Source organism: Azospirillum sp. UENF 211521, from assembly GCF_058780535.1.
In genome coordinates this window covers 1,612,689-1,633,130 of sequence record NZ_JBSNCF010000001.1, presented here as the reverse complement: position 1 = coordinate 1,633,130, position 20,442 = coordinate 1,612,689, and the positions used below count along the sequence as shown (strand labels likewise).

16 protein-coding genes are annotated in these 20,442 nt (G+C 70.4%); 15 read left to right on the top strand and 1 reads right to left on the bottom strand.

What is annotated here, in order from left to right:
• Positions 1–213 precede the first annotated feature (213 nt).
• The 11 genes from ACWPN5_RS07660 (at position 214) to ACWPN5_RS07610 (ending at position 12,914) form a co-directional block, all read left to right on the top strand.
• The gene (locus ACWPN5_RS07660) at positions 214–1,185 is read left to right on the top strand and encodes a Bug family tripartite tricarboxylate transporter substrate binding protein (protein WP_492295087.1); all 972 of its coding nucleotides are present in this window, start codon (positions 214–216) and stop codon (positions 1,183–1,185) included.
• A gap of 70 nt (positions 1,186–1,255) precedes the next feature.
• Positions 1,256–2,233 (top strand): Bug family tripartite tricarboxylate transporter substrate binding protein, encoded by a 978-nt coding sequence (locus ACWPN5_RS07655; RefSeq protein WP_247888387.1) that lies wholly within the window; start codon positions 1,256–1,258, stop codon positions 2,231–2,233.
• A gap of 69 nt (positions 2,234–2,302) precedes the next feature.
• Complete coding sequence (locus tag ACWPN5_RS07650) at positions 2,303–2,791, top strand: tripartite tricarboxylate transporter TctB family protein (protein WP_040138208.1); 489 nt, start codon at positions 2,303–2,305, stop codon at positions 2,789–2,791.
• 27 nt (positions 2,792–2,818) lie between these two features.
• Positions 2,819–4,351 carry a tripartite tricarboxylate transporter permease gene (locus ACWPN5_RS07645; RefSeq protein ID WP_492295086.1) on the top strand — a complete coding sequence of 511 codons (1,533 nt, stop codon included), beginning with the start codon at positions 2,819–2,821 and terminating at the stop codon, positions 4,349–4,351.
• 27 nt (positions 4,352–4,378) lie between these two features.
• Entirely contained in the window at positions 4,379–5,050 is a 672-nt protein-coding gene (locus ACWPN5_RS07640) for a TerC family protein (RefSeq protein ID WP_145687351.1), read from the top strand.
• A gap of 13 nt (positions 5,051–5,063) precedes the next feature.
• Positions 5,064–5,942 (top strand): universal stress protein, encoded by an 879-nt coding sequence (locus tag ACWPN5_RS07635; RefSeq protein WP_492295085.1) that lies wholly within the window; start codon positions 5,064–5,066, stop codon positions 5,940–5,942.
• 59 nt (positions 5,943–6,001) lie between these two features.
• Complete coding sequence (locus ACWPN5_RS07630; protein ID WP_014200002.1) at positions 6,002–6,676, top strand: response regulator transcription factor; 675 nt, start codon at positions 6,002–6,004, stop codon at positions 6,674–6,676.
• On the top strand, positions 6,663–9,203 hold the full coding sequence (locus ACWPN5_RS07625; RefSeq protein ID WP_492295084.1) for a sensor histidine kinase: 2,541 nt from the start codon (positions 6,663–6,665) through the stop codon (positions 9,201–9,203). Before ACWPN5_RS07630 ends, ACWPN5_RS07625 begins: the two co-directional genes overlap by 14 nt.
• 175 nt (positions 9,204–9,378) lie before the next feature.
• Positions 9,379–10,857, top strand: coding sequence for a cytochrome c oxidase accessory protein CcoG (gene ccoG, locus ACWPN5_RS07620; protein ID WP_492296365.1), 1,479 nt, complete (start codon positions 9,379–9,381; stop codon positions 10,855–10,857).
• A 282-nt stretch (positions 10,858–11,139) separates the two neighbouring features.
• Positions 11,140–11,994, top strand: a complete 855-nt coding sequence (locus ACWPN5_RS07615) for a glycosyltransferase (RefSeq protein ID WP_492295083.1) — start codon at positions 11,140–11,142, stop codon at positions 11,992–11,994.
• A gap of 77 nt (positions 11,995–12,071) precedes the next feature.
• Positions 12,072–12,914, top strand: coding sequence for a GH12 family glycosyl hydrolase domain-containing protein (locus ACWPN5_RS07610; protein WP_492295082.1), 843 nt, complete (start codon positions 12,072–12,074; stop codon positions 12,912–12,914).
• 44 nt (positions 12,915–12,958) lie between these two features.
• Here ACWPN5_RS07610 and fbaA read toward each other — a convergent pair whose 3' ends face one another.
• Entirely contained in the window at positions 12,959–14,038 is a 1,080-nt protein-coding gene (gene fbaA, locus ACWPN5_RS07605; RefSeq protein WP_145687369.1) for a class II fructose-bisphosphate aldolase, read from the bottom strand.
• Between the two features lie 228 nt (positions 14,039–14,266).
• Here fbaA and ACWPN5_RS07600 point away from each other — a divergent pair, with 228 nt between their 5' ends.
• From ACWPN5_RS07600 to ACWPN5_RS07585, 4 genes are all read left to right on the top strand, one after another.
• Positions 14,267–15,151, top strand: a complete 885-nt coding sequence (locus ACWPN5_RS07600) for an SMP-30/gluconolactonase/LRE family protein (RefSeq protein ID WP_145687371.1) — start codon at positions 14,267–14,269, stop codon at positions 15,149–15,151.
• Between the two features lie 309 nt (positions 15,152–15,460).
• Positions 15,461–18,280 (top strand): phosphoenolpyruvate carboxylase, encoded by a 2,820-nt coding sequence (gene ppc, locus ACWPN5_RS07595; RefSeq protein ID WP_492295081.1) that lies wholly within the window; start codon positions 15,461–15,463, stop codon positions 18,278–18,280.
• A 308-nt stretch (positions 18,281–18,588) separates the two neighbouring features.
• Entirely contained in the window at positions 18,589–18,843 is a 255-nt protein-coding gene (locus tag ACWPN5_RS07590) for a hypothetical protein (RefSeq protein ID WP_186466140.1), read from the top strand.
• Between the two features lie 134 nt (positions 18,844–18,977).
• On the top strand, positions 18,978–20,438 hold the full coding sequence (locus ACWPN5_RS07585; protein ID WP_492295080.1) for an aminotransferase-like domain-containing protein: 1,461 nt from the start codon (positions 18,978–18,980) through the stop codon (positions 20,436–20,438).
• Positions 20,439–20,442 lie beyond the last annotated feature (4 nt).

Here is a 20,442-nt window from a genome sequence, read left to right as displayed (position 1 = left end):
CCGAATCCGCAGCCCGAAAGCCGGCGGAACCCACGGCGAAGACCGCATCGGCGGACCAGCGAACCCCGCTTTTTTATGGCGCCGCCTGCGGCGCGGGGGCCGGCGGCTCCGTCCTCCTCTACGAGGCGCGCCCGCAGCGCCCCACCGCCAAGGCACCGTAAGGCGCAGCAAGCGCCGTCCAAAAAGCAAAAAAGCCCAATCGGAGGAAACACCATGAGCCTCGGCAACCCCGCCAAGGGGATGCTGGCGGCGGCCGTGTTGGCCGCTTCCGCCCTGTTCGCCGCCCCCGCGTCCGCGGAGATCAAAAATCTGGAAATCATCGCCCCCGCCAACGCCGGCGGCGGCTATGACCAGCACGCGCGCGCCATGCAGCAGGTTTTGCAGGAGCACAAGCTGGCCTCCAGCGTCCAGGTGGTCAACATCCCGGGGGCCGGCGGCACCATCGGCCTCAGCCAGTTCGTCACCGCCAAGAAGCGCAACCCCGGCCTGATGATCTCCGGCCTCGGCATGATCGGGGCGATCTTGATCAACAAGTCGCCGGTGTCGCTCGATCAGGTGACCCCGCTGGCCCGCCTGACCGGCGAGTACCAGCCCATCGTCGTGGCCGCGGATTCGCCGCTGAAGACGCTCGACGACCTCGTGAAGAAGTTCAAGGCCGACCCCGGCTCGGTCTCCTGGGGCGGCTTCGCCGTCGGCAGCCCCGACCACATCCTCTACGGCCTGCTGGTCAAGGCGATCGGCGGCGACGTCTCCAAGATGAACTACATCGCCGCCGGTGCGGGGGGCGAGATGATGGCCTCGGTGCTGGGCGGCCACATCACCGTGGCGACCGGCGGCTACAACGAGATGGCCTCGCAGCTCCAGGCCGGAAAGCTGCGCGCGCTGGCGATCTCCGCCCCGCAGCGCCTTCCCGGCATCGACGTCCCGACCTTCAAGGAGCAGGGCGTGGATGTCGAGCTGGTGAACTGGCGCGCCGTGATGGCGCCGGGCAACCTGAAGGCGTCGGAGAAGCAGGTTCTTGACGACGCGGTCGGCGCCATGGTCCGCACCGACGAGTGGAAGCGCATCGCCGCGGAGCGCGGCTGGATCGACCTCTACCTGCCGCCCGACCGGTTCGCCGCCTTCGTGAAGGACGAGCAGACCCGGATCGAAGGCGTCCTGACGGACCTCGGCCTCGTCAAGTGACCGACAGCCGGTGGTGATCCGCCGGCCCTCTATCGCCGCAACAATAAGCACACACATGGAGCGAAGCGTCATGACCATCCGCATGCCGGGCGCCGTGAAGGGCGTCCTGACCGCCGCCGTCCTCGCCACGGCCGCCCTCGCCGCCACCCCGTCGCTGGCCGAGATCAAGGGGCTGGAGATCATCGCCCCGGCCAGCCCTGGCGGCGGCTGGGACCAGCACGCCCGCACCCTCCAGCAGGTTCTGCAGGATCAGAAGCTGGCGTCGGGCATCCAGGTCGTGAACATCCCCGGCGCCGGCGGCACGGTCGGCCTCGCCCAGTTCGTCACCGCCAAGAAGCGCTCGCCGACGATCCTGGTCGGCGGCCAGATCATGCTGGGCGCCATCGTCACCAACAAGTCGGCGGTGACGCTCGATCAGGTGACCCCGCTGGCCCGGCTGACCGGTGAGTACACCGCCATCGTCGTCCCGCCGGACTCGCCCATCAAGACCTTCGACGACCTGATCAAGAAGTTCAAGGCGGACCCCGGCTCGGTCTCCTGGGGCGGCGGCTCGGCGGGGGGCAGCGACCAGATCCTGGCGGGGCTGATCGCCAAGGCGGTCGGCGTCGATCCCAACAAGGTCAACTACGTCGCCACCGCGGGCGGCGGCGAGCTGCTGGCCTCGGCGCTCGGCGGCCATGTGACGCTGGGCATGGGCGGCTACAGCGAGTTCGCCCCGCAGTTCCAGGCGGGCAAGCTGCGCGCCATCGCCGTCTCCGCTCCGCAACGCCTTCCGGGCTCCGACACGCCGACCCTCAAGGAGCAGGGCGTCGACCTGGAGTTCGTGAACTGGCGCGGCGTCTTCGCCCAGTCCTCCGCCAAGCCGGCCGAGCTGAAGGAACTCCAGGAGGCCGTCGCCAAGGCCGTCGCCAGCGACGAGTGGAAGCAGGCCGTGAAGCAGCGCGGCTGGATCGACCTCTACCAGCCCTCCGCCGAGTTCGCCTCCTTCCTGAAGCAGGAGCGCGCGCAGATCGAAGGCACGCTGAAGGACATCGGCCTCGTGAAGTAAGGACCGCAAGGGGTGGGCGCGGTCGCCGCGCCCACCGGTCCGCAAAAAACAGTCTGGGAGGATGAACCAATGACCACCGGTCGGAGCATGCGCGCCGGAGAGGCGGTGCTGGGCGGCGGGCTGATCGCCCTGGGGGGCTTGATCGCGGTCGAAACCATGCTGACCCCGAGCGTCGGCCGGGCGGTGGTCGGCCCCGCCCTGTTCCCCTACCTGATCTCGGGCGGCCTCGTCCTGGTCGGCCTGTCCCTGCTGCGCGAGGCCTTCGCCGGGGCCGTCGCCCACGCCGAAGGGCTGGAGCTGGACCTCTGGGCGGTGGCGCTGGTCGCGGCCGGGCTGGCCGTCCAGTTCCTGCTGCTCGACACGCTGGGCTGGATCCCCTCCACCACCATTCTGTTCGCCGCGGTCTCCCGCGCCTTCGGCGGCCGGCGGCTGGTGGTCAATCTCGCCATCGGGCTGGCGCTCGCCGCCTTCACCTTCGTGGCCTTCAATTACGGGCTCGGCCTGAACCTGCCCGAGGGCAGCATCGTCGAACGGCTCACGTCAGCCGACGCCGAATAAGCCCCGCCTCGGGAAGGAAACTGCACAATGGACACCCTTGCCGCCCTGGGCCACGGCTTCCTCGTGGCGCTGACCCCCTACAACCTGCTGTGGTCGGCGATCGGCGTGACGGTCGGCACCGCGGTCGGCGTGCTGCCCGGCATCGGCCCGGCGCTGACCGTGGCGCTGCTGCTGCCGGTCACCTACGGGCTGGAGCCGACCTCCGCCTTCATCATGTTCGCCGGCATCTATTACGGCGCGATGTACGGCGGCTCGACGACCTCGATCCTGCTGAACGCGCCGGGCGAGTCCGGCAGCATCGTCACCGCCATCGACGGCCACGCCATGGCCCGCCAGGGCCGCGGCGCCCAGGCGCTGGCGACCGCCGCCATCGGCTCCTTCATCGCCGGCACCATCGCCACCGCGGCGCTGACCTTCGTCGCCCCGCTGATGGTCAAGATGGCCCTGCTGTTCGGCCCGGCCGAGTATTTCGCGCTGATGGTGCTGGCGCTGACCACCGTGACCGCCGTGCTGGGCAGCTCGCTGGCGCGCGGTCTGGCGAGCCTGTTCCTCGGGCTGGCGCTGGGGCTGGTCGGCATCGACATGCAGACCGGTCAGGCGCGGCTGGCCTTCGGCGTGCCGGAGTTGCTCGACGGCATCGACACGGTGGTCGTCGCGGTCGGCCTGTTCGCGGTCGGCGAGACGCTCTACGTCGCCTCCCGCCACCGCTTCGAGACGGAGGAGATCTACGCGCTCAAGGGCTCCAAATGGATGAGCCGCGAGGACTGGTCGCGCTCGTGGAAGCCGTGGCTGCGCGGCACGCTGCTGGGCTTCCCCATCGGCACCCTGCCGGCCGGCGGCAGCGAGATCCCGACCTTCCTGTCCTATCTGGTCGAGAAGCGTCTGGCGAAGAAGCCGGAGGAGTTCGGCAAGGGCGCCATCGAGGCCGTCGCCGGTCCGGAGGCCGCCAACAACGCGTCGGCCGCCGGCGTGCTGGCGCCGCTGCTCTCGCTCGGCCTGCCGACCTCGGCGACCGCCGCCATCATGCTGGCCGCCTTCCAGCAGTACGGCCTGCAGCCCGGCCCGACGCTGTTCGACAACAACCCCGAGCTGGTCTGGGGCATGATCGCCAGCCTCTACATCGGCAACGTGCTGCTGCTGGTGCTGAACCTGCCGCTGGTCGGCTTCTGGGTGAAGCTGCTGCTGATTCCGCGGCCCTGGCTGTATGCCGGCATTCTGGTCTTCTCGTCGCTCGGCTCCTACACGCTGAACAACAACGTCATCGATCTGGTCATCCTGTGGGTGATCGGGCTGGCCGGCTTCGGGATGCGCGTGCTGAACGTGCCGGTGGCGCCCTGCGTGGTCGGGCTGATCCTGGGTCCGCTGGCCGAACAGCAATTCCGCCGGGCGCTGGCCATCAGCCAGGGCGACCCGTCGGTCTTCCTGACCCACCCGATCTCGGCGGCCCTGCTGATCATCGCCGCCCTGCTGGTGATCGGCCCGATGATCCTGCGCTTCCGGAGCAACGGCGCGGGCAAGAGCGACGGAGCCTCCCCGTCCGGCAGCCATCCCGCGACGTAAGACCGCCATCCCGCGAAGGACTTCTCCATGGAAAGCGTTGATCTCTGGTCGCAGCTCGCCGCCCTCGGGCAGGTGGTCGCCATCGACCTCGTTCTCGCCGGCGACAACGCCATCGTGGTCGGCATGGCCGCCGCCGCGGTGCCGCTGGCCCAGCGCCGCAAGGTGATCTTCTGGGGCATCGGTGCGGCCATCGTCCTGCGCATCTTCTTCGCGCTGATCACCACCCAGCTCCTCGCCATCATCGGGCTGACGCTCGCCGGCGGCGTGCTGCTGCTCTGGGTCTGCTGGAAGATGTTCCGCGAGTTGCGTTCCCACGGCTCGGACGAGGTGGCGCCCGACGAGGCGATGGACGCCCCCGACGCGCCGGTGGGCGTGGCGGGAAACACCGCCGCTGGTGCCGCGGTCGGGGGCGTCACGGTGGGTGCGGCCATCTGGCAGATCGTCGTGGCCGACGTGTCGATGTCGCTCGACAACGTTCTGGCGGTGGCCGGTGCGGCCAAGGACCACCCGACCATCCTGGTCATCGGCCTGCTGCTGTCCGTCGTGCTGATGGGCGCCGCCGCCAACATGATCGCGCATGTCCTGCACAAGCACCGTTGGATCGGCTGGGTCGGCCTCGCCATCATCACCTATGTGGCGCTCGACATGATCTGGCGCGGCAGCAACGAAGTCCTCATGCACACCTCCTGGCTATCGTGACGGAGCGAATCCGATGATCAAGAAGGTTCTCGTTCCCCTGACCGGGCGGCCGCTGGACCGCCGCGCCATCGCCACGGCCTTTCTGCTCGCCGACCGCTTCCGCGCCCATGTGGAGGGGTTGAGCGTCATGCCGCAGGTCGAAATCCGCACCTCCGTCGAAAGCGCCGCGATCCCCAAGGCGCTGGTCGAGCAGCTCATCCGCATCGGGCAGGAGGATCAGGCTCGGGTGGTCGATTCCGCCCACGCACTGTTCGAGGAGTTCCGCAGCCGCTTCGCCGCCGCCGAGGCGGACAGCCTGACCGGCGGCGTCGCGGGGGCGGAGGGTCCGACCGCCTCCTGGCAGCAGGCGACCGGCCCGCTGGCCGAGACGCTGGCGGAGGAGGCGCGGCTCGCCGATCTGGTGGTGATCGCCCAGACCTCCGATGGCACCAACGCCATGGGTCCGGCCATCGAGGCGACCCTGTTCGGCTCCGGCCGCCCGCTGCTGCTGGCTCCGGCGGCCGAACCGGCGTCGGTCGGCTCCGCGGTCGCGGTGGCCTGGGACGGCGGGGCGGCCGCCGCGCGGGCGGTCGCCGCGGCTCTGCCGCTTCTGCAACGCGCCGGCAAGGCGGTCATCCTGTCGGCCGAGGTCGCCGACCCCGGACGGGCGTCCGATCCCGACCGCCTGTCGGCCTACCTCGCCCTGCACGGCGTGGCGGCGTCGATCCGCCGGGTCTCCGCGTCGGGCCGCGCGGTCGGGCGGGCCTTGCAGGAGACGGCGGCGGAGGCCGGCTGCGACCTGCAGGTGATGGGCGCCTACGGCCACAGCCGTGTCCGCGAACGGGTGTGGGGCGGCGTGACGCTCGACGTGCTGCGCGAGCCGCCCATCCTTCCCATCTTCATGGCGCACTGATACATGGATTCGTGCCCCCTCTCTCCTCTGGGAGGGGGCATGAAGGCCGGAGACGGACCATGCGCATACTCGTCGTCGAGGACACCGAGGATCTGGCCGACGCCATCGTCCACCGGCTGCGCAAGCTGGGCTACGCCGTCGACTGGGCGCCGACCGGCGACGAGGCGGAGGAGCTGCTGCGCCAGGAGGCCTACCAGCTCGTCCTGCTCGACATCATGCTGCCGGGGGTGGACGGGCAGACGCTGCTGAACCGCCTGCGCCAGCGCCGCGACGCCACGCCGGTGCTGGTGATGACCGCCCGCTCCCAAGTGAATGTCCGGGTCGACCTGCTCGACCTCGGCGCCGACGACTTCATCGTGAAGCCCTTCGACCTGCGGGAGCTGGAGGCCCGCTGCCGCGCCCTGCTGCGCCGCTCTCACGGGCTCGCCTCCTCGCGTACGCAGTTCGGCAATCTGGTCTTCGACGCGGCGGCCAAGAAGGTGCTGGTCGACGGCCGGCCCGTCGATCTGGGGGGCCGCGAGTTCCGCCTGCTGGAGCTGTTCCTCAGCAACCTGAACACCGTCCTGTCCAAGGAGGACCTGATGGACCGGCTGTTCAGCCTCGACCAGCCGACCGCGCTGAACGCCATCGAGTTGTATGTCTCCCGCCTCCGGCGCAAGCTGGAGGGCGCGTCGGTGGAGATCCGGACGGTTCGGGGGCTGGGGTATGTGGCGGAAGTGTGTGCCGAAGGCTGAGGGATTCTCGCTGCGGCGGCGGCTGTTCATCCGGCTGCTCGGCGTGCTGGCCGTCCTGACCGCCGGGCTGTTCCTGTTCATCAGCGCCTACGCCCAGCGCGCCGCCGACGCCGCCTTCGACCGGCTGCTGATGGCGTCGGCCCTGTCGATCTCCGACACGGTGCGGGTGGAGGACGGTCGCTTCTCCGTCGACCTGCCCTACTCCTCGCTGGGCATCCTGGCCCAGGCGCGGCGCGACCGCGTGTTCTACCGGATCACCGCCCCGGACGGCGAACTGGTCACCGGCTACCATGACCTGCCGGTGGCTCCCGCCAAGACTGGGGTCGCCGGCGCGGCCGGCGGCGAGTCCGCCACGCGGTTCGAGAACGCCAGCTTCCGCGGCATGCCGGTGCGCGTCGCCGTCCTGAAGCGCTTCGCCACGCAGCCGGAGCTTGGCGGCTGGGTCACCATCGCCGTCGCCCAGACGCGGGAGGAGCGCGGGGCATTGGCCCGCGACATCCTGGCGAACGCCTTCCTGCCCATCGCCTTCACCGTCGTCGCGGCGGGCGGGCTGATCTGGTTCGGGGTGCGGCAGGCGCTGGCCCCGCTGGGGTCGCTGGAGCGGATGATCCGCGAGCGGCAGCCCCACGACTTCTCCCCCATCGCCATGCCGCCGCCGCAGGAGGTCTCCCAGCTCGTCCAGGCGATCAACCAGCTCATGGCCCGGCTCCAATCCAACCTCGACACCATGCAGACCTTCCTGGCCGACGCCGCCCACCAGATCCGCACGCCGCTGGCCAGCCTGCGCCTGCAGGCCGAACTCGCCATCGACGAGGATGATCCCGACGCGCTCCACCGCATCGCCCAGCGCGTGCACCGCAACGCGGTGGAGGCCAGCCAGCTCACCAGCCAGCTCCTCAACCACGCCATGGTGATCCACCGCAGCGAGGCGTTGAAGCCGGAGGACGTCGATCTCGGCGCCCTGCTGGAGCAGGTGTTCCAGCGCGCCCGCGCGGTGGCCGGCGACACGGCGATCCGCCTGGACATCGACCGCGCGGCGGAGCCGGCCACCGTCCCCGGCGACGCCATCAGCCTGCGCGAGGCGCTGACCAATTTGCTGGACAACGCGGTGAAGTACGCCGGCCCGTCCGGCCCCATCGACCTGACGCTGACCCCGCGGCCGGCCGGGCGCGGCCTGCGCATGGAGATCGCCGATCGCGGCCCCGGCGTGCCGGACGCCGAGAAGCGCCGCGTGCTGGAGCGGTTCGGGCGCGGCAGCTCCGCCGCCGGGGTGGCGGGCAGCGGGCTCGGCCTCGCCATCGTCACCTCGGTGGTGGAGGCGCACGGGGCGGCCTTCGCGCTGCTCGACCGCCCCGGCGGCGGGCTGGTCGCGCGCATCGACTTCCCGGAGGCGGGCGGCGGCGCCCCGGCGGGCGGAGGAGGCGCCGCGCGGGCGCTGCTTCCCCTGCTGGTCCTCTGCGCCCTGCTGTGGTCCCCCTGGGCGCCGTCCGCGCAGGCGGCGCAATTGCTCACCTACCCGGCCCCCGGCGGCGAACGGGAGCGGCTGCGCATCCATTCCGCCACCGACCGGCAGGCCATCGAGCCGCTGGTCCTCGACTTCCAGCAGCTCCGCCCCGACGTCACCATCGAGTACAAGGACATGGACACCGCCGACCTCTACGCCGAGGCGGTGGCCGCGCCGGCCAAGGGGGCGCCGACCAATGGTGTGACGGCGGAGACGCCCGACCTGCTCATCAGCTCCGCCTCCGACCTGCAGGTGAAGCTGGTCAACGACGGTTACACCCAGCCCCACCGCTCCGCCCTGACGGACGCCCTGCCGGACTGGGCGAACTGGCGGGACGAGGCCTTCGGCTTCACCTTCGAGCCGGCGGTGATCGCCTACAACCGCGACCTTCTGCCGGACACGGAGGTGCCGCGCACGCGCCCGGCGCTGATCCGGCTGCTGCGCGACGACCCGGTGCGCTTCGGCCGGCGCGTCGCCACCTACGACACCGCCACCAGCGGCATCGGCTATCTGCTGGCCGCCCACGACGCCCAGCTGTTCGGCCAGTACTGGCAGCTCGTCGCGATGATGGGCAACGCCCAGGCGCGGCTGGCCTGCTGCTCCGGCGACATCCTCGACATGGTGGAACGGGGGGAGGTGCTGATCGCCTACAACGTCCTCGGCTCCTACGCGCGGGCGCGGGCCGCCGCCGGGGCGCCCATCGGCATCGTGGTGCCGGAGGACTACACGCTGGTCATCTCCCGCGTCGCGGTGATCCCCCGGACGGCGCCCCGCCCGCAGCTCGCCGGGGAATTCATCGACTATCTGCTGTCGCCGCGCGGGCAGGAGGTGGTGGCCGACCGCTCCGCCCTCTACGCCATCTCCTCCGGCATCAAGCGGGAGGCGTCGGCGTCGGGCCTGCGCTCCAGCACGGCGGCACCGCTGCACCCCATCGCCCTCAGCCCGGCCCTCCTGGTCTTCCTCGACCGGCTGAAGCGGGAGCGCTTCCTCCAGCAATGGCAGTCGGCGATCTTGCTGCCCTGAGCCGGAGCAGATCCCGCACCCGCCGCGTCCGCCCATAAGAATCGACGCCCCGGCCCCATCCGTTTGCGGATTCGCAAAGGCGGCGCCGCGCCGACTCCCTAGCCTGGGGGGACGGCCCGCCCCTGCCCTGCCCCCTCCGCATCCATGTCCGCGGGCCGAACCACGGACGAGCATGATGAGCGTTTCCGCCACCGAACCGCAAACCGCCTCCCGCCCCGCGGACCCCGCGCGCAAGGGCGGCCTCTACGCCAAGCACAACAAGATCTACCCGAAGTCGGTCGCCGGCGCCTTCCGCCGGCTGAAATGGCTGACGCTGATCGGTCTGCTCGGCCTTTACTACGTCACCCCCTGGATTCGCTGGGACCGCGGCCCCAACGCGCCGGACCAGGCGGTGCTGGTGGACATGCCGGGCCGCCGCCTGTACTTCTTCTTCATCGAGCTGTGGCCGCAGCAGGTCTATTACCTGACCGGCGCGCTGATCCTGGGGGCCATCGGCCTGTTCCTGGCGACCGCACTGGCCGGCCGCGTCTGGTGCGGCTACGCCTGCCCGCAGACGGTGTGGAGCGACCTGTTCCTGTGGGTGGAGCGCCGGATCGAGGGCGACCGCGGCGACCGCATCCGCCTCGACAACGCCCCCTGGTCGCCGGCCAAGCTGGGCAGGAAGGCGGCCAAGCACGCCGCGTGGCTGCTGATCGCGCTGCTGACCGGCGGCGCCTGGGTCTTCTACTTCAACGACGCCCCGACCCTGGCGCTGGAGATGCTGCGGTTCGAGGCGTCCTCAAGCGTGCTGCTGTTCATCGGGCTGTTCACCGCGACCACCTATCTGCTGGCCGGCCACGCGCGCGAGCAGGTGTGCATCTACATGTGCCCCTGGCCGCGCTTCCAGGCGGCGATGCAGGACGAGGAGAGCCTGACCGTCACCTATGAGGACTGGCGCGGCGAGGGCCGCGGCCACCTGAAGCGCTCGCAAAGCTGGGAGGAGCGCAGGGCGGCGGGGCTGGGCGACTGCATCGATTGCGGGGCCTGCGTCCATGTCTGCCCGACCGGGGTGGACATCCGCAACGGCCCTCAGCTCGCCTGCATCGGCTGCGGCCTGTGCGTGGACGCCTGCAACGACGTGATGGGGAGGATCGGGCGGCCCGGCGATCTGGTCCGCTTCGATTCCCTGAACGCCCAGATCGCGCGGGCCAACGGCGGCAAGCCGGCCTTCAAGCCGATCCGCCCGCGCACCATCATCTACGCGCTGCTGCTGACCGTCGTCGGCGGGATGATGGCCGCCGGGCTGGTGCTGAAACCGAAGGTGGACGTGAACATCCTGCGCGACCGCGCGCCGCTGTTCGTCACCCTGTCCAACGGCGACGTCCAGAACGCCTACACGGTCAAGGTGCTGAACATGACGCGGGAGGCCCAGACCTACCGCCTGTCCTTCAGCGGGCTTCCTGGCGCCGTCCTGTCGGTGGCCGGCGGCGAGGGCCAGGCGGCGGAGGGCTCCGTCCTGGTCCAGGCCGATCCCGACAGCGTGGCGACCCACCGCGTGCTGGTCCGCGTGCCGAAGGAGGCGCTGCGCCAGCCCTCGACCCCAACGGCCTTCGTCGTCACCCGCCAGCCGGACGGGCTGACCGTCCAGCACGAGACCGTCTTCCTCGGTCCCTGATCCCCTCTTCCTCGTCCACCAAGGAGAGCGTGCCATGAACTTCGACACCACCACCTACATCGCCCTGGTCGGCGCCCTCAGCGTGTTCGTCGTGACCATCGGCGTCTTCGCCTTCCTGCTGACCCGCAAGGGCAAGTGACCGCTTCGGCGGCGAGGCGGGTGTCCGGTCCCCCGGGCGCCCTCCTTCCGCCCGGGGGGCCGGTTGCCTGGAGCGCCGGACCTGGTGCATAACGGCGTTCGCCGGGAACCTCCCCCGCGAACGGCGTCGTGAAGGGTCCATCGATGGAAGTGCTGCGCTTCGCGCCGGAGGACTTCTCCGACGAACTTCTCTCGCTCGAAGTCGCCAAGCTCATCAAGGACGAGACGCCGCCCGCCGAGCCGCTCACCTTCCACGCTTATTGGGACGGAGCGCTGAACGAGAAGCACCTCATCTCGGTAAAGAGCTGCTTTCTGTTCAACGTCCGTGGCCGCGCGAATAAAATCATCCTGTGGACGCAAAACGGCGTCGAGAACGAGTACCAGAGCGAAATCGGAAAATACGCCGAAATCCGCGCCTTTTCCGAGCGCGACGAATGCCGCGGGACCTTTCTTGAAGGCTATGATTTCGGGCGGTCGCTCGACGCGTCCTTCTATTCCGACATCGTCCGCTACATCCTGCTCTACAAACACGGCGGCGTGTGGTTCGATCTCGACTGCCTGTTCCTGCGGAGCGTCACACCCCTCCTGAACCAGTTTCCCGGCAAGATCCTGGCTTACCGGTGGGAGCGGCAGAGCTATCCCAACGGCGCGCTCTACATCTCCCCGACGCCGCGGTCGGAGGCAATGAAGGGCAACATCGCGTTCATCCGGGACCGGGGCCGCGGCTGGGGCTTTCAGCAGGCCGGCCTTGTCTACGACACGCCGTTGGATATCCTCGTGCTGCCCTGCCCCTGGTTCGACGCCGGGTGGATGGACAACCCGGTGCTGCACTTCAAGGACTTCATGACGGCGTCGCCGGTCGCCTTCGACCTCGACAGCTTCTTCCCCGGCGCCTTCTGCTTCCATTGGCACAACAAGTGGCGCGACGTTATCGAGCCGACGAGCCCCATGGATCGGCTCGCCCGCGACATTGACCGCCGGCTGTCCCTGGGGGGCTGACCGCCACCGCGATCATCGCCGCCCGCCCGTGTTGAAGCCCCGACGCCGGACAGAACAGGACGGAGCGGGGACCCACCATGACCACGACGCTGACGGGAAGCGCCGACCGCCTGGAGGCGGGCGGCTGGGCGGCCAGCAGCAACGTCTGGAATCCGGGCGGCGACCGCAACGGCAAGGACTTCACCCAGTCCATCGCCATCGATGAGGCGACCTTCCCGAACGGGACGGTGATCAGCTGGAACTGGCCCTACGACAGCCGGCGCGCCCTGACCTACGAGAATTACCCGGTGCGGGCCTACCCGGAGCTGACCCACGGCATCAATCCGTGGAACGGCGCGCCGTCCACCAGCACGGTCCTGCCGGCGCGGATCGCCGACCTGCCGAATTTCGACGTGACCTACAAGGTCGGCCTGACCGGTGCGACCAACCTCTACAACGTCGCCGTCAGCCTGTGGATCGGCGACGACCCGAACAAGGGGATCGAGGGGGTGACCGACGAGGTGATGGTGTGGTTGCACAGCGGCTATTTCACCCCCGCCGGGGAGCCGGTCGCGACGCTGACCGACGCGCAGGGGGACGCCACGCTGTGGAACAAGCCGGTGTTCAGCGGCGGGGTCGACGGCAACCCGATCGACTGGGAATACACGGTCCTGCAATACGGCGACGACCGGCTGGCCGGAACGCTGGACCTGGACGGGCTGCTGGACGAGCTTCAGACCCGTGGCATCGTCAGCGAGACGGACTGGATTCTGGGTTTCCAGTTCGGCGCCGAGGTCGCGGCGGGCGCCGGATCGATGATGGTCGATCAGCTGGCCGTGGATTTCGCGGCGCCACCGACGCCGGTTCTGACTCCAACCCCGGCTCCGGCGGCGGTCACGACGCCGCCGGAGCCGGTGATCGGGGTGGTGCCGTCGGCGTAGGGGGGGGCGGCCATGACGGCCCCCCACCCCCAATCCCCGACGGATCAGCCGGCCAGCGACTTGCCGGAAGCGCCCAGATCGGCGAAGGCCTCGTCCAGGCGGCGGACCATGCCCTGCTCGCCCAGGCGCAGCCACTTGCGCGGGTCGTACAGCTTCTTCAGCGGCTTGCCCGACTGCGGGTCGATCTGATGGCGGAAGGCCGCCTCGTTCTCCAGCACGAAGCCGCCGATGGACTCGGCGAAGGCGAACTGGGTGTCGGTGTCGATGTTCATCTTGAACACGCCGAAGCCGACCGCCTGGGCGATCTTCTCCTTCTCCGACCCCGAACCGCCGTGGAACACCAGGGCCAGCGGCTTGGCGCCGCCGCCGTGACGCTCCGCCACCAGCGCCTGCGAGGCGCCGAGAATCTCCGGACGCAGCTTGACGTTGCCCGGGGCGTAGACGCCGTGCACGTTGCCGAAGGAGGCCGCGACCGAGAAGTGGCCGATGGGCGACAGCTCCTCATAGGCGCGCAGCACGTCTTCCGGCTGGGTGTAGAGGTGGGCGTTGTTGGCGGCGTCCAGGTCCTCCGACCCGATGCCGTCCTCCTCGCCGCCGGTCACGCCCAGTTCGATCTCCAGGCTCATGCCCAGCGGGGCGAGGCGCTTGAGGACGCGGGCGCATTCCGACAGGTTGAAGTCCAGCGACTCCTCCGACAGGTCGAGCATGTGCGAGCTGAACAGCGGGCGGCCGGTGCGGCGGAAATGCTCCTCGCCGTGGTCGATCATGCCCTCGACCCAGGGGATCAGGCCCTTGTTGGCGTGGTCGGTGTGCAGGACGACGCAGACGCCATACTGCTCGGCCAGCAGATGGACGTGCTGGGCCGCCGACACGGCGCCGAGGATGCGCGCCTGGAGCGCGTCCTTCATGCCCTCGCCGGCGTAGAAGCGGGCGCCGCCGTTGGAGAGCTGCACGATCACGTCGGAGCGGTTCTTCGCCGCCGCCTCGAGGACGGCGTTGATGCCGTTGGTGCCGACCACGTTGACCGCCGGCAGAGCGTAACCGCCGTCCTGGCAGGCGGCGATCAGCGCGCGGTAGTCCTCTCCGGTCACGACGCCGGGCTTCAGTCGGGTCGGGGCAGACATGGGTGAATTCCTCCCTCGGAAAAATACTGCCTTGAAACTTTGGTTCAAACGTCGGTTCGATCGTTCGGCCAAGCCCCATATGGGCATGGGACCGGCGAACGCCACGCGCTCTTTTTGCCACTTCCCGCGCCGGAACGCTGCAAAAGACTTGCCGCGAAAGCCACCCTGGACCTGTGACGAAAAGACCCGCGGCACCGCGCGGGACAGCAACAGCAAGGAGACCGGACCATGGACGCTCACTGTGTCTGGGAGGCGGGCGCGCAGCTCGGCGAGGGGCCGGTCTGGTCGCCCTCGCGCGCCGCCCTGTTCGCCGTGGACATCCGCGGGTCGCGCCTGCTGCGCTATACCCCCGCCGACGGCCAGGGGCGCTCCTGGCCGCTGGAGGAGGCCGCCTGCTGGCTGGTCGAGCGGGCGGACGGCGCCGGCTTCGTCGCCGGGCTGCGCTCCCGCCGGCTGGTCGGCCTGACGCTCGACGGCGACCGGCTCTCGGTCGGAGCCGAGTTGCTGCGGCTGGAGGAGGACAGGCCCGGCAACCGGCTGAACGACGCCATGGCCGACGCGGCGGGCCGGCTGTGGGTGGGCAGCATGGACGACGCGGAACAGGAAGCCTCCGGCGCCCTCTACCGCGTCGGGCCGGATGACGGTTCCGTGGCGCGGGTGGACGAGGGCTACACGGTCAGCAACGGCCCGGCCCTGTCCCCGGACGGCCGGACGCTCTACCACACCGACAGCCCGTCCCGGACCATCTTCGCCTTCACCCTGGCCGGGGACGGTTCACTGTCCGACAAGCGCGCCCACATCCGCTTCGGCGAGGACGATGGTTATCCCGACGGCATGACCTGCGACGCCGAGGGCTATCTCTGGGTCGCCCACTGGAGCGGCGGGCGGGTCAGCCGCTTCCGGCCCGATGGGACGCTGGACCGGGTGGTGCGGCTGCCGGTGTCCAACGTGACCTCCTGCGCCTTCGGCGGGCCGGGGCTGGACCGGCTGTTCATCACCACCGCCGCTGCCACCAGCCAGGACGCGCCGGCCGGGGAACCGCTGGCCGGCGGGCTGTTCGCCTGCACGCCCGGAGTCGCCGGGCTGCCGGCGGGTCGGTTCGGCGTGCCCTGAACACGCCGCCGGTCCCAGGCTCGAGCCTTGCCAGCGGATTTGATATACTAGTATAAATGCGGCGCTGACCAGCAGCCGTCACCGCATGGCGGAAGGATCGCGCGCCATCGTGGCGGGCCCTTCCGCCAAGTGATAGATCTGTGCGTACGCCGCAGCGCAACCGGCGCCCCCGGGCGGCGGCGTCCGCAACCGTGCCGAAGCCGTTCTCCCACAAGGGAAAAAGGGCTTTAGCGGGTGCAGCAAACTGCTTTACAGTTGCACGCCGATCCTTTCGACGGTTCCACCTTCGCACAGCCGGAGCGACCCACGATGACCACCGACGCCGCCCTCCGTCCCGACGCTCCGGCCAACACCATCGATACCGGCACCGAGACCGGCATCGACGACAAGGATTTCCCGCTGCGCGAGGACATCCGCCTGCTCGGCCGCCTGCTCGGCGACACGGTGCGCGAGCAGGAGGGCGACGGCGTCTACGGCGTCATCGAGAGCGTGCGCCAGGCCTCGGTGCGCTTCAACCGCGACGACGACGACTCCGCCCGCCGCGAGATGGCCGAGATCCTGAACGGCCTGCCGCGCGACACGATGATGTCGGTGGTGCGCGCCTTCTCCTACTTCCTGCACCTCGCCAACATCGCCGAGGACCAGCACCACATCCGGCGCACCCGCGACCACGCCATCGCCGGCTCGCCGGCGCGCGAAGGCACCCTGCCCTACGCGCTGGAGCGGCTGGAGGCCGCCGGCGTCGACCCGGACCGGCTGGCCGGCATGCTGGACATCGCCCAGGTCAGCCCGGTGCTGACCGCCCACCCGACCGAGGTCCAGCGCAAGAGCATCCTGGCGCTGGAGCACAAGGTGGCGTCCCTGCTCGACACCCGCGACCGGTCCCGCCTGACGCCGGAGGAGGCGGAGGCCAACATGGACGCGCTGCAGGAGGCCATCCTGACCCTGTGGCGCACCCGCATGCTGCGCCCTCAGCGCCTCGCCGTGATCGACGAGGTGAAGAACGGCATCTCCTACTACACCGACACCTTCTTCTCCGAGCTGCCGAAGCTGTTCTGCCGCTTCGAGGATCTGCTGGCCAAGCGCTTCCCCGAGCGGGAGTGGTCGCTGCCGCCCTATTTCCGCATCGGTTCCTGGATCGGCGGCGACCGCGACGGCAACCCCTTCGTCACGGCACCGATCCTGCGGGAGGCGATGCGCCTGCAATCGACCGCCGCGCTCGACCACTATCTGACCGAGATCCACGAGCTGGGCGGCGAACTGCCGCTGTCCGAGCTGCTGCTCGGCACCTCTCCGGAGCTGGAGGACCTGGCCAAGCGCTCGCCCGACCATTCGCCGCACCGCGCCGACGAACCGTTCCGCCGCGCCCTGACCGGCATCTACGCCCGTCTGGCGGCGACCTCGCGCACGCTCGACCAGCATGAGGCGCTGCGCAACGCGGTCGGCAAGGGCGATCCCTATGCCACCAGCGCCGAGCTGCTGGCCGACCTGGAGGTGCTGGCCGCCTCGCTGAAGGCCCACGGGGCGGGCCGTCTGGCCGCCGGGCGGCTGCGCCGCCTGATCATCGCGGTGAAGACCTTCGGCTTCCATCTGGCGCCCATCGACCTGCGCCAGAACTCCGACGTCCACCAGCGCACGGTGGCGGAGCTGCTGGCCGTCGCCGGGCGCTGCGCCGACTACGCCGCCCTGTCGGAGGACGAGCGCATCGCCCTGCTGGCCGAGGAAATCCAGAGCCCGCGCCCGCTCCACTCGCCCTACCACGCCTATTCGGAGGAGACGGCGGGCGAGCTGGCGATCTTCTTCGCCACCCGCCAGCTGCGCGAGACCTACGGACCCGCCGCCCTGCCGAACAGCATCATCTCCAAGACGGACGGCGCGTCCGACCTGCTGGAGGTGGCGCTGCTTCTCAAGGAATCCGGCCTGCTGCGCCCGGAGGCGGGCGGCGAGCCGGCGCTCGGCCTCAACATCGTCCCGCTGTTCGAGACCATCGAGGATCTCCGGCAGGCCCCGGCGACGATGGAGCGGCTGTTCACCCTGCCCGCCTACCGCGCCCTGGTCACCTCGCGCGGGGACGAGCAGGAGGTGATGCTCGGCTATTCGGACAGCAACAAGGACGGCGGCTTCCTGACCTCCGGCTGGGAGCTTTACAAGGCGGAGATCGAGCTGGCGAAGCTGTTCGACCGGCACGGCGTGCGCATGCGGCTGTTCCACGGCCGCGGCGGCTCGGTCGGCCGCGGCGGCGGCCCCAGCTATCAGGCGATCCTGGCCCAGCCGACCGGCGCGGTGTCCGGCCAGATCCGCATCACCGAGCAGGGCGAGGTCATCGCCTCGAAGTACGGCCGCCCCGAGGTCGGGCAGCGCAACCTGGAGGTCCTGACCGCGGCGACGCTGGAGGCCACCCTGCTCGACCTGGAGAACCGCGTCGAGCCGGCCGAATCCTTCTACGCGGCGATGGAGCGGCTGTCGGAGCTGGCCTTCGGCGCCTACCGCGGGCTGGTCTACGAGACGCCGGGCTTCACCCAGTATTTCCGCACGGCGACGCCGATCTCGGAAATCGCCACGCTGAACATCGGCAGCCGCCCGGCCTCGCGCACCAAGTCGGACCGCATCGAGGACCTGCGCGCCATTCCCTGGGTCTTCTCCTGGGCGCAGTGCCGTTTGATGCTGCCGGGCTGGTACGGCTTCGGCAGCGCCGTGGAGGCGTGGCTGAAGGAGGAGCCGGACGGGCTCGCCCTGCTCCAGCGCATGAACCGCGCCTGGCCCTTCTTCAAGTCGCTGCTGTCCAACATGGACATGGTGCTGGCCAAGAGCGACCTCGCCATCGCCTCGCGCTACGCGGAGCTGGTGGAGGACGTCGAGCTGCGCGAGCGCATCTTCGGCCGCATCCGCGAGGAGTGGCAGCGCACCCGCCGCCATCTGCTGGCCATCGCCGGGCATGACGAGTTGCTGGGCGAGAACCCGCTGCTGGCACGCTCGATCCGCAACCGCTTCCCCTACATGGACCCGCTGAACCACGTCCAGGTCGAGCTTCTGCGGCGCCACCGCGCCGGCAGCAGCGACGAGCGGGTGCGCCGCGGCATCCTGATGTCGATCAACGGCGTCGCCGCCGGCCTGCGCAACAGCGGCTGATCCCGCGAGCACCGCGCCATCCCGTCGCTCCGGCGGGATGGTGTGGTGTGGCGCATCGGGAGGGCGCCACCGAAAATGCGCGGGGAGAAGGGTTGTCATCCCCGATTTCGCACTTGCGTTCGTAGTAATATACTAGTATGTTTCTTCTTGTGTTCAAGCGTTGTGGGCCGCCGTTGCGGCGGCTGGTGCGACGTCCTGGACGTTTCCTCCCTAGACTCGAAGGCCATCGGGGACCACCCCGGTGGCCTTTTTTCTGTGCACGCTTTGGCTGTGGAGCCTGTTATCGTGATGGGAGGAAAGGAGGTCCCATGCATCCGATGCCGCGCGACTCCAGACCGGACGGCACGTTTGCCCCGCTGTCGGAGGGCTGCCGCTTCGTGATGAACCGCCGCGAGCGCCACGACTCCGACATCGTCGAAACCCGCCTCATGCTCCGCAAGGCCATCCGTGTGATGGGCGAGGAGGCGGCCGGCATGGTTTACGAACCGGAGCGCCTCACACGGAAGGGCGCCGCAACCGGCGCGGCCTTCCGCTCCACGCCCGCACCGAACGTTGACGCGTGACCTGATCAAGGCCGTCCGCACCAATGCGGCGCTGGACTCGGCGGGCGCGTTGCCGTGTCGCGCACATTGACAATCCATACAATGCGGGGTGTAATGTCTGGAAGGGAGTGCCCCGTCTCCCTGCAAGGATCGCCATGCCACCGTTTTCCACCCCCCAAACCTCCTCCCTCCCCGCCGCCCAGGCCGTCGATTGGGCGCCGTCCCTGGAGGACCGCAGCCGGCCCGTCTACATCGCCATCGCGGACGCCATCGCGGCGGACATCGGGGCGGGGCGGCTGAGGCCCGGCGACCGGCTGCCGCCGCAGCGGATCCTGGCCGACCGGCTGGGCATCGACTTCACCACCGTCAGCCGCGCCTATGGGGAGGCGCGCCACCGCGGGCTGGTCGACGCGCGGGTCGGGCAGGGCACCTTCGTGCGCAAGACCAGCCATGTTCCCCCGCCCTTCGCCGCGGAGCCGCACACCACCGCGGGCACCGTGCCGCTGGCCGTCAGCATGGCGATGAACCAGCCGCCGCAGCCGGAGGACTCCGCCGCCCTCACCGCCCGCATGACCCGCGGAGTCGCCGCGGCCACGGCGGCTCTGGGCTTGCCGGACCTGCTGCGTTACCCGGACGGGGCCGACAGCCCGGACGACCGCGAAGCGGCGGTGCGCTGGCTGCGCCACCGCCTGCCCGGCCTGACGGCGGAGCGGGTGCTGGTGGCGCCCGGCACGCAGGCCGCCCTGCTCGCCCTGCTCTCCGCCCTGGCCCGCCCCGGCGATACGGTCTGCGCGGAGGCGCTGACCTATCCCGGCTTCCGCGCCGCCGCGGCCCAGCTCGGGCTGCGGGTGGTCGGCGTCCCGATGGACGCGGACGGCATCGACCCCGACGCGCTGCGCGCCGCGCTGGCCGAGCACCGGCCCAAGGCGCTCTACTGCATCCCGACTTTCCACAACCCGACCACCGCGACCATGCCGGAGGAGCGGCGGCGGGCGGTCGTCGCGGCGTTGCGCGAGCACGGCGTTCCGGTGATCGAGGACGACATCTACGGCCCGTTGCCGGAATCGGCGCCGCCGCCGCTCGCCGCCTTCGCGCCGGAGCTGGCCTACCACGTCGCCGGGCTTGCCAAATGCGTGTCCCCGGCGCTGCGCATCGCCTATGTGGCGGCGCCCGACGCCCGGCAGGCCCGCCGGGTGGCGGTGGCGCAGCGGGCGACCACGCTGATCGCCGCCCCGCTGTCCGCCGCCATCGCCCGGCTGTGGATCGCCGACGGCACCGCCGAAGCCGTGCGCGACGCCATCCGGGCGGAGGCCATGGCCCGCCGGGCGCTCGCCGAATCGCTCCTGCCGGCGGAGCGGATCGTCACCAAGCGCGAGGCCTTCCACCTCTGGCTCACCCTGCCGGACGGCTGGGCCGGCGGGGAGTTCACCGCCCATCTGCGCAGCCGGGGCATCTCGGCGGTGGCCGCGGAGGCCTTCGCCACCACGCCGGACGTGCCCGCGGCCCTGCGCTTCTGCCTGGGCGCCCCGCTCGACCGCGACGAGACCCGCCGCGCGCTGGAGATCCTGGCCGACGCCCTGGTCCTGCCCCCCGCCACCGCGGGTGTCATCATCTGAAGGC

Bases quoted from the DNA above. Each gene is read 5' to 3' on its own strand.
- ACWPN5_RS07660 (WP_492295087.1), top strand. From the start codon at position 214: ATGAGCCTCGGCAACCCCGCCAAGGGGATGCTGGCGGCGGCCGTGTTG.
- ACWPN5_RS07655 (WP_247888387.1), top strand. From the start codon at position 1,256: ATGACCATCCGCATGCCGGGCGCCGTGAAGGGCGTCCTGACCGCCGCC.
- ACWPN5_RS07650 (WP_040138208.1), top strand. From the start codon at position 2,303: ATGACCACCGGTCGGAGCATGCGCGCCGGAGAGGCGGTGCTGGGCGGC.
- ACWPN5_RS07645 (WP_492295086.1), top strand. From the start codon at position 2,819: ATGGACACCCTTGCCGCCCTGGGCCACGGCTTCCTCGTGGCGCTGACC.
- ACWPN5_RS07640 (WP_145687351.1), top strand. From the start codon at position 4,379: ATGGAAAGCGTTGATCTCTGGTCGCAGCTCGCCGCCCTCGGGCAGGTG.
- ACWPN5_RS07635 (WP_492295085.1), top strand. From the start codon at position 5,064: ATGATCAAGAAGGTTCTCGTTCCCCTGACCGGGCGGCCGCTGGACCGC.
- ACWPN5_RS07630 (WP_014200002.1), top strand. From the start codon at position 6,002: ATGCGCATACTCGTCGTCGAGGACACCGAGGATCTGGCCGACGCCATC.
- ccoG (WP_492296365.1), top strand. From the start codon at position 9,379: ATGAGCGTTTCCGCCACCGAACCGCAAACCGCCTCCCGCCCCGCGGAC.
- ACWPN5_RS07615 (WP_492295083.1), top strand. From the start codon at position 11,140: ATGGAAGTGCTGCGCTTCGCGCCGGAGGACTTCTCCGACGAACTTCTC.
- ACWPN5_RS07610 (WP_492295082.1), top strand. From the start codon at position 12,072: ATGACCACGACGCTGACGGGAAGCGCCGACCGCCTGGAGGCGGGCGGC.
- fbaA (WP_145687369.1), bottom strand. From the start codon at position 14,038: ATGTCTGCCCCGACCCGACTGAAGCCCGGCGTCGTGACCGGAGAGGAC.
- ACWPN5_RS07600 (WP_145687371.1), top strand. From the start codon at position 14,267: ATGGACGCTCACTGTGTCTGGGAGGCGGGCGCGCAGCTCGGCGAGGGG.
- ppc (WP_492295081.1), top strand. From the start codon at position 15,461: ATGACCACCGACGCCGCCCTCCGTCCCGACGCTCCGGCCAACACCATC.
- ACWPN5_RS07590 (WP_186466140.1), top strand. From the start codon at position 18,589: ATGCATCCGATGCCGCGCGACTCCAGACCGGACGGCACGTTTGCCCCG.
- ACWPN5_RS07585 (WP_492295080.1), top strand. From the start codon at position 18,978: ATGCCACCGTTTTCCACCCCCCAAACCTCCTCCCTCCCCGCCGCCCAG.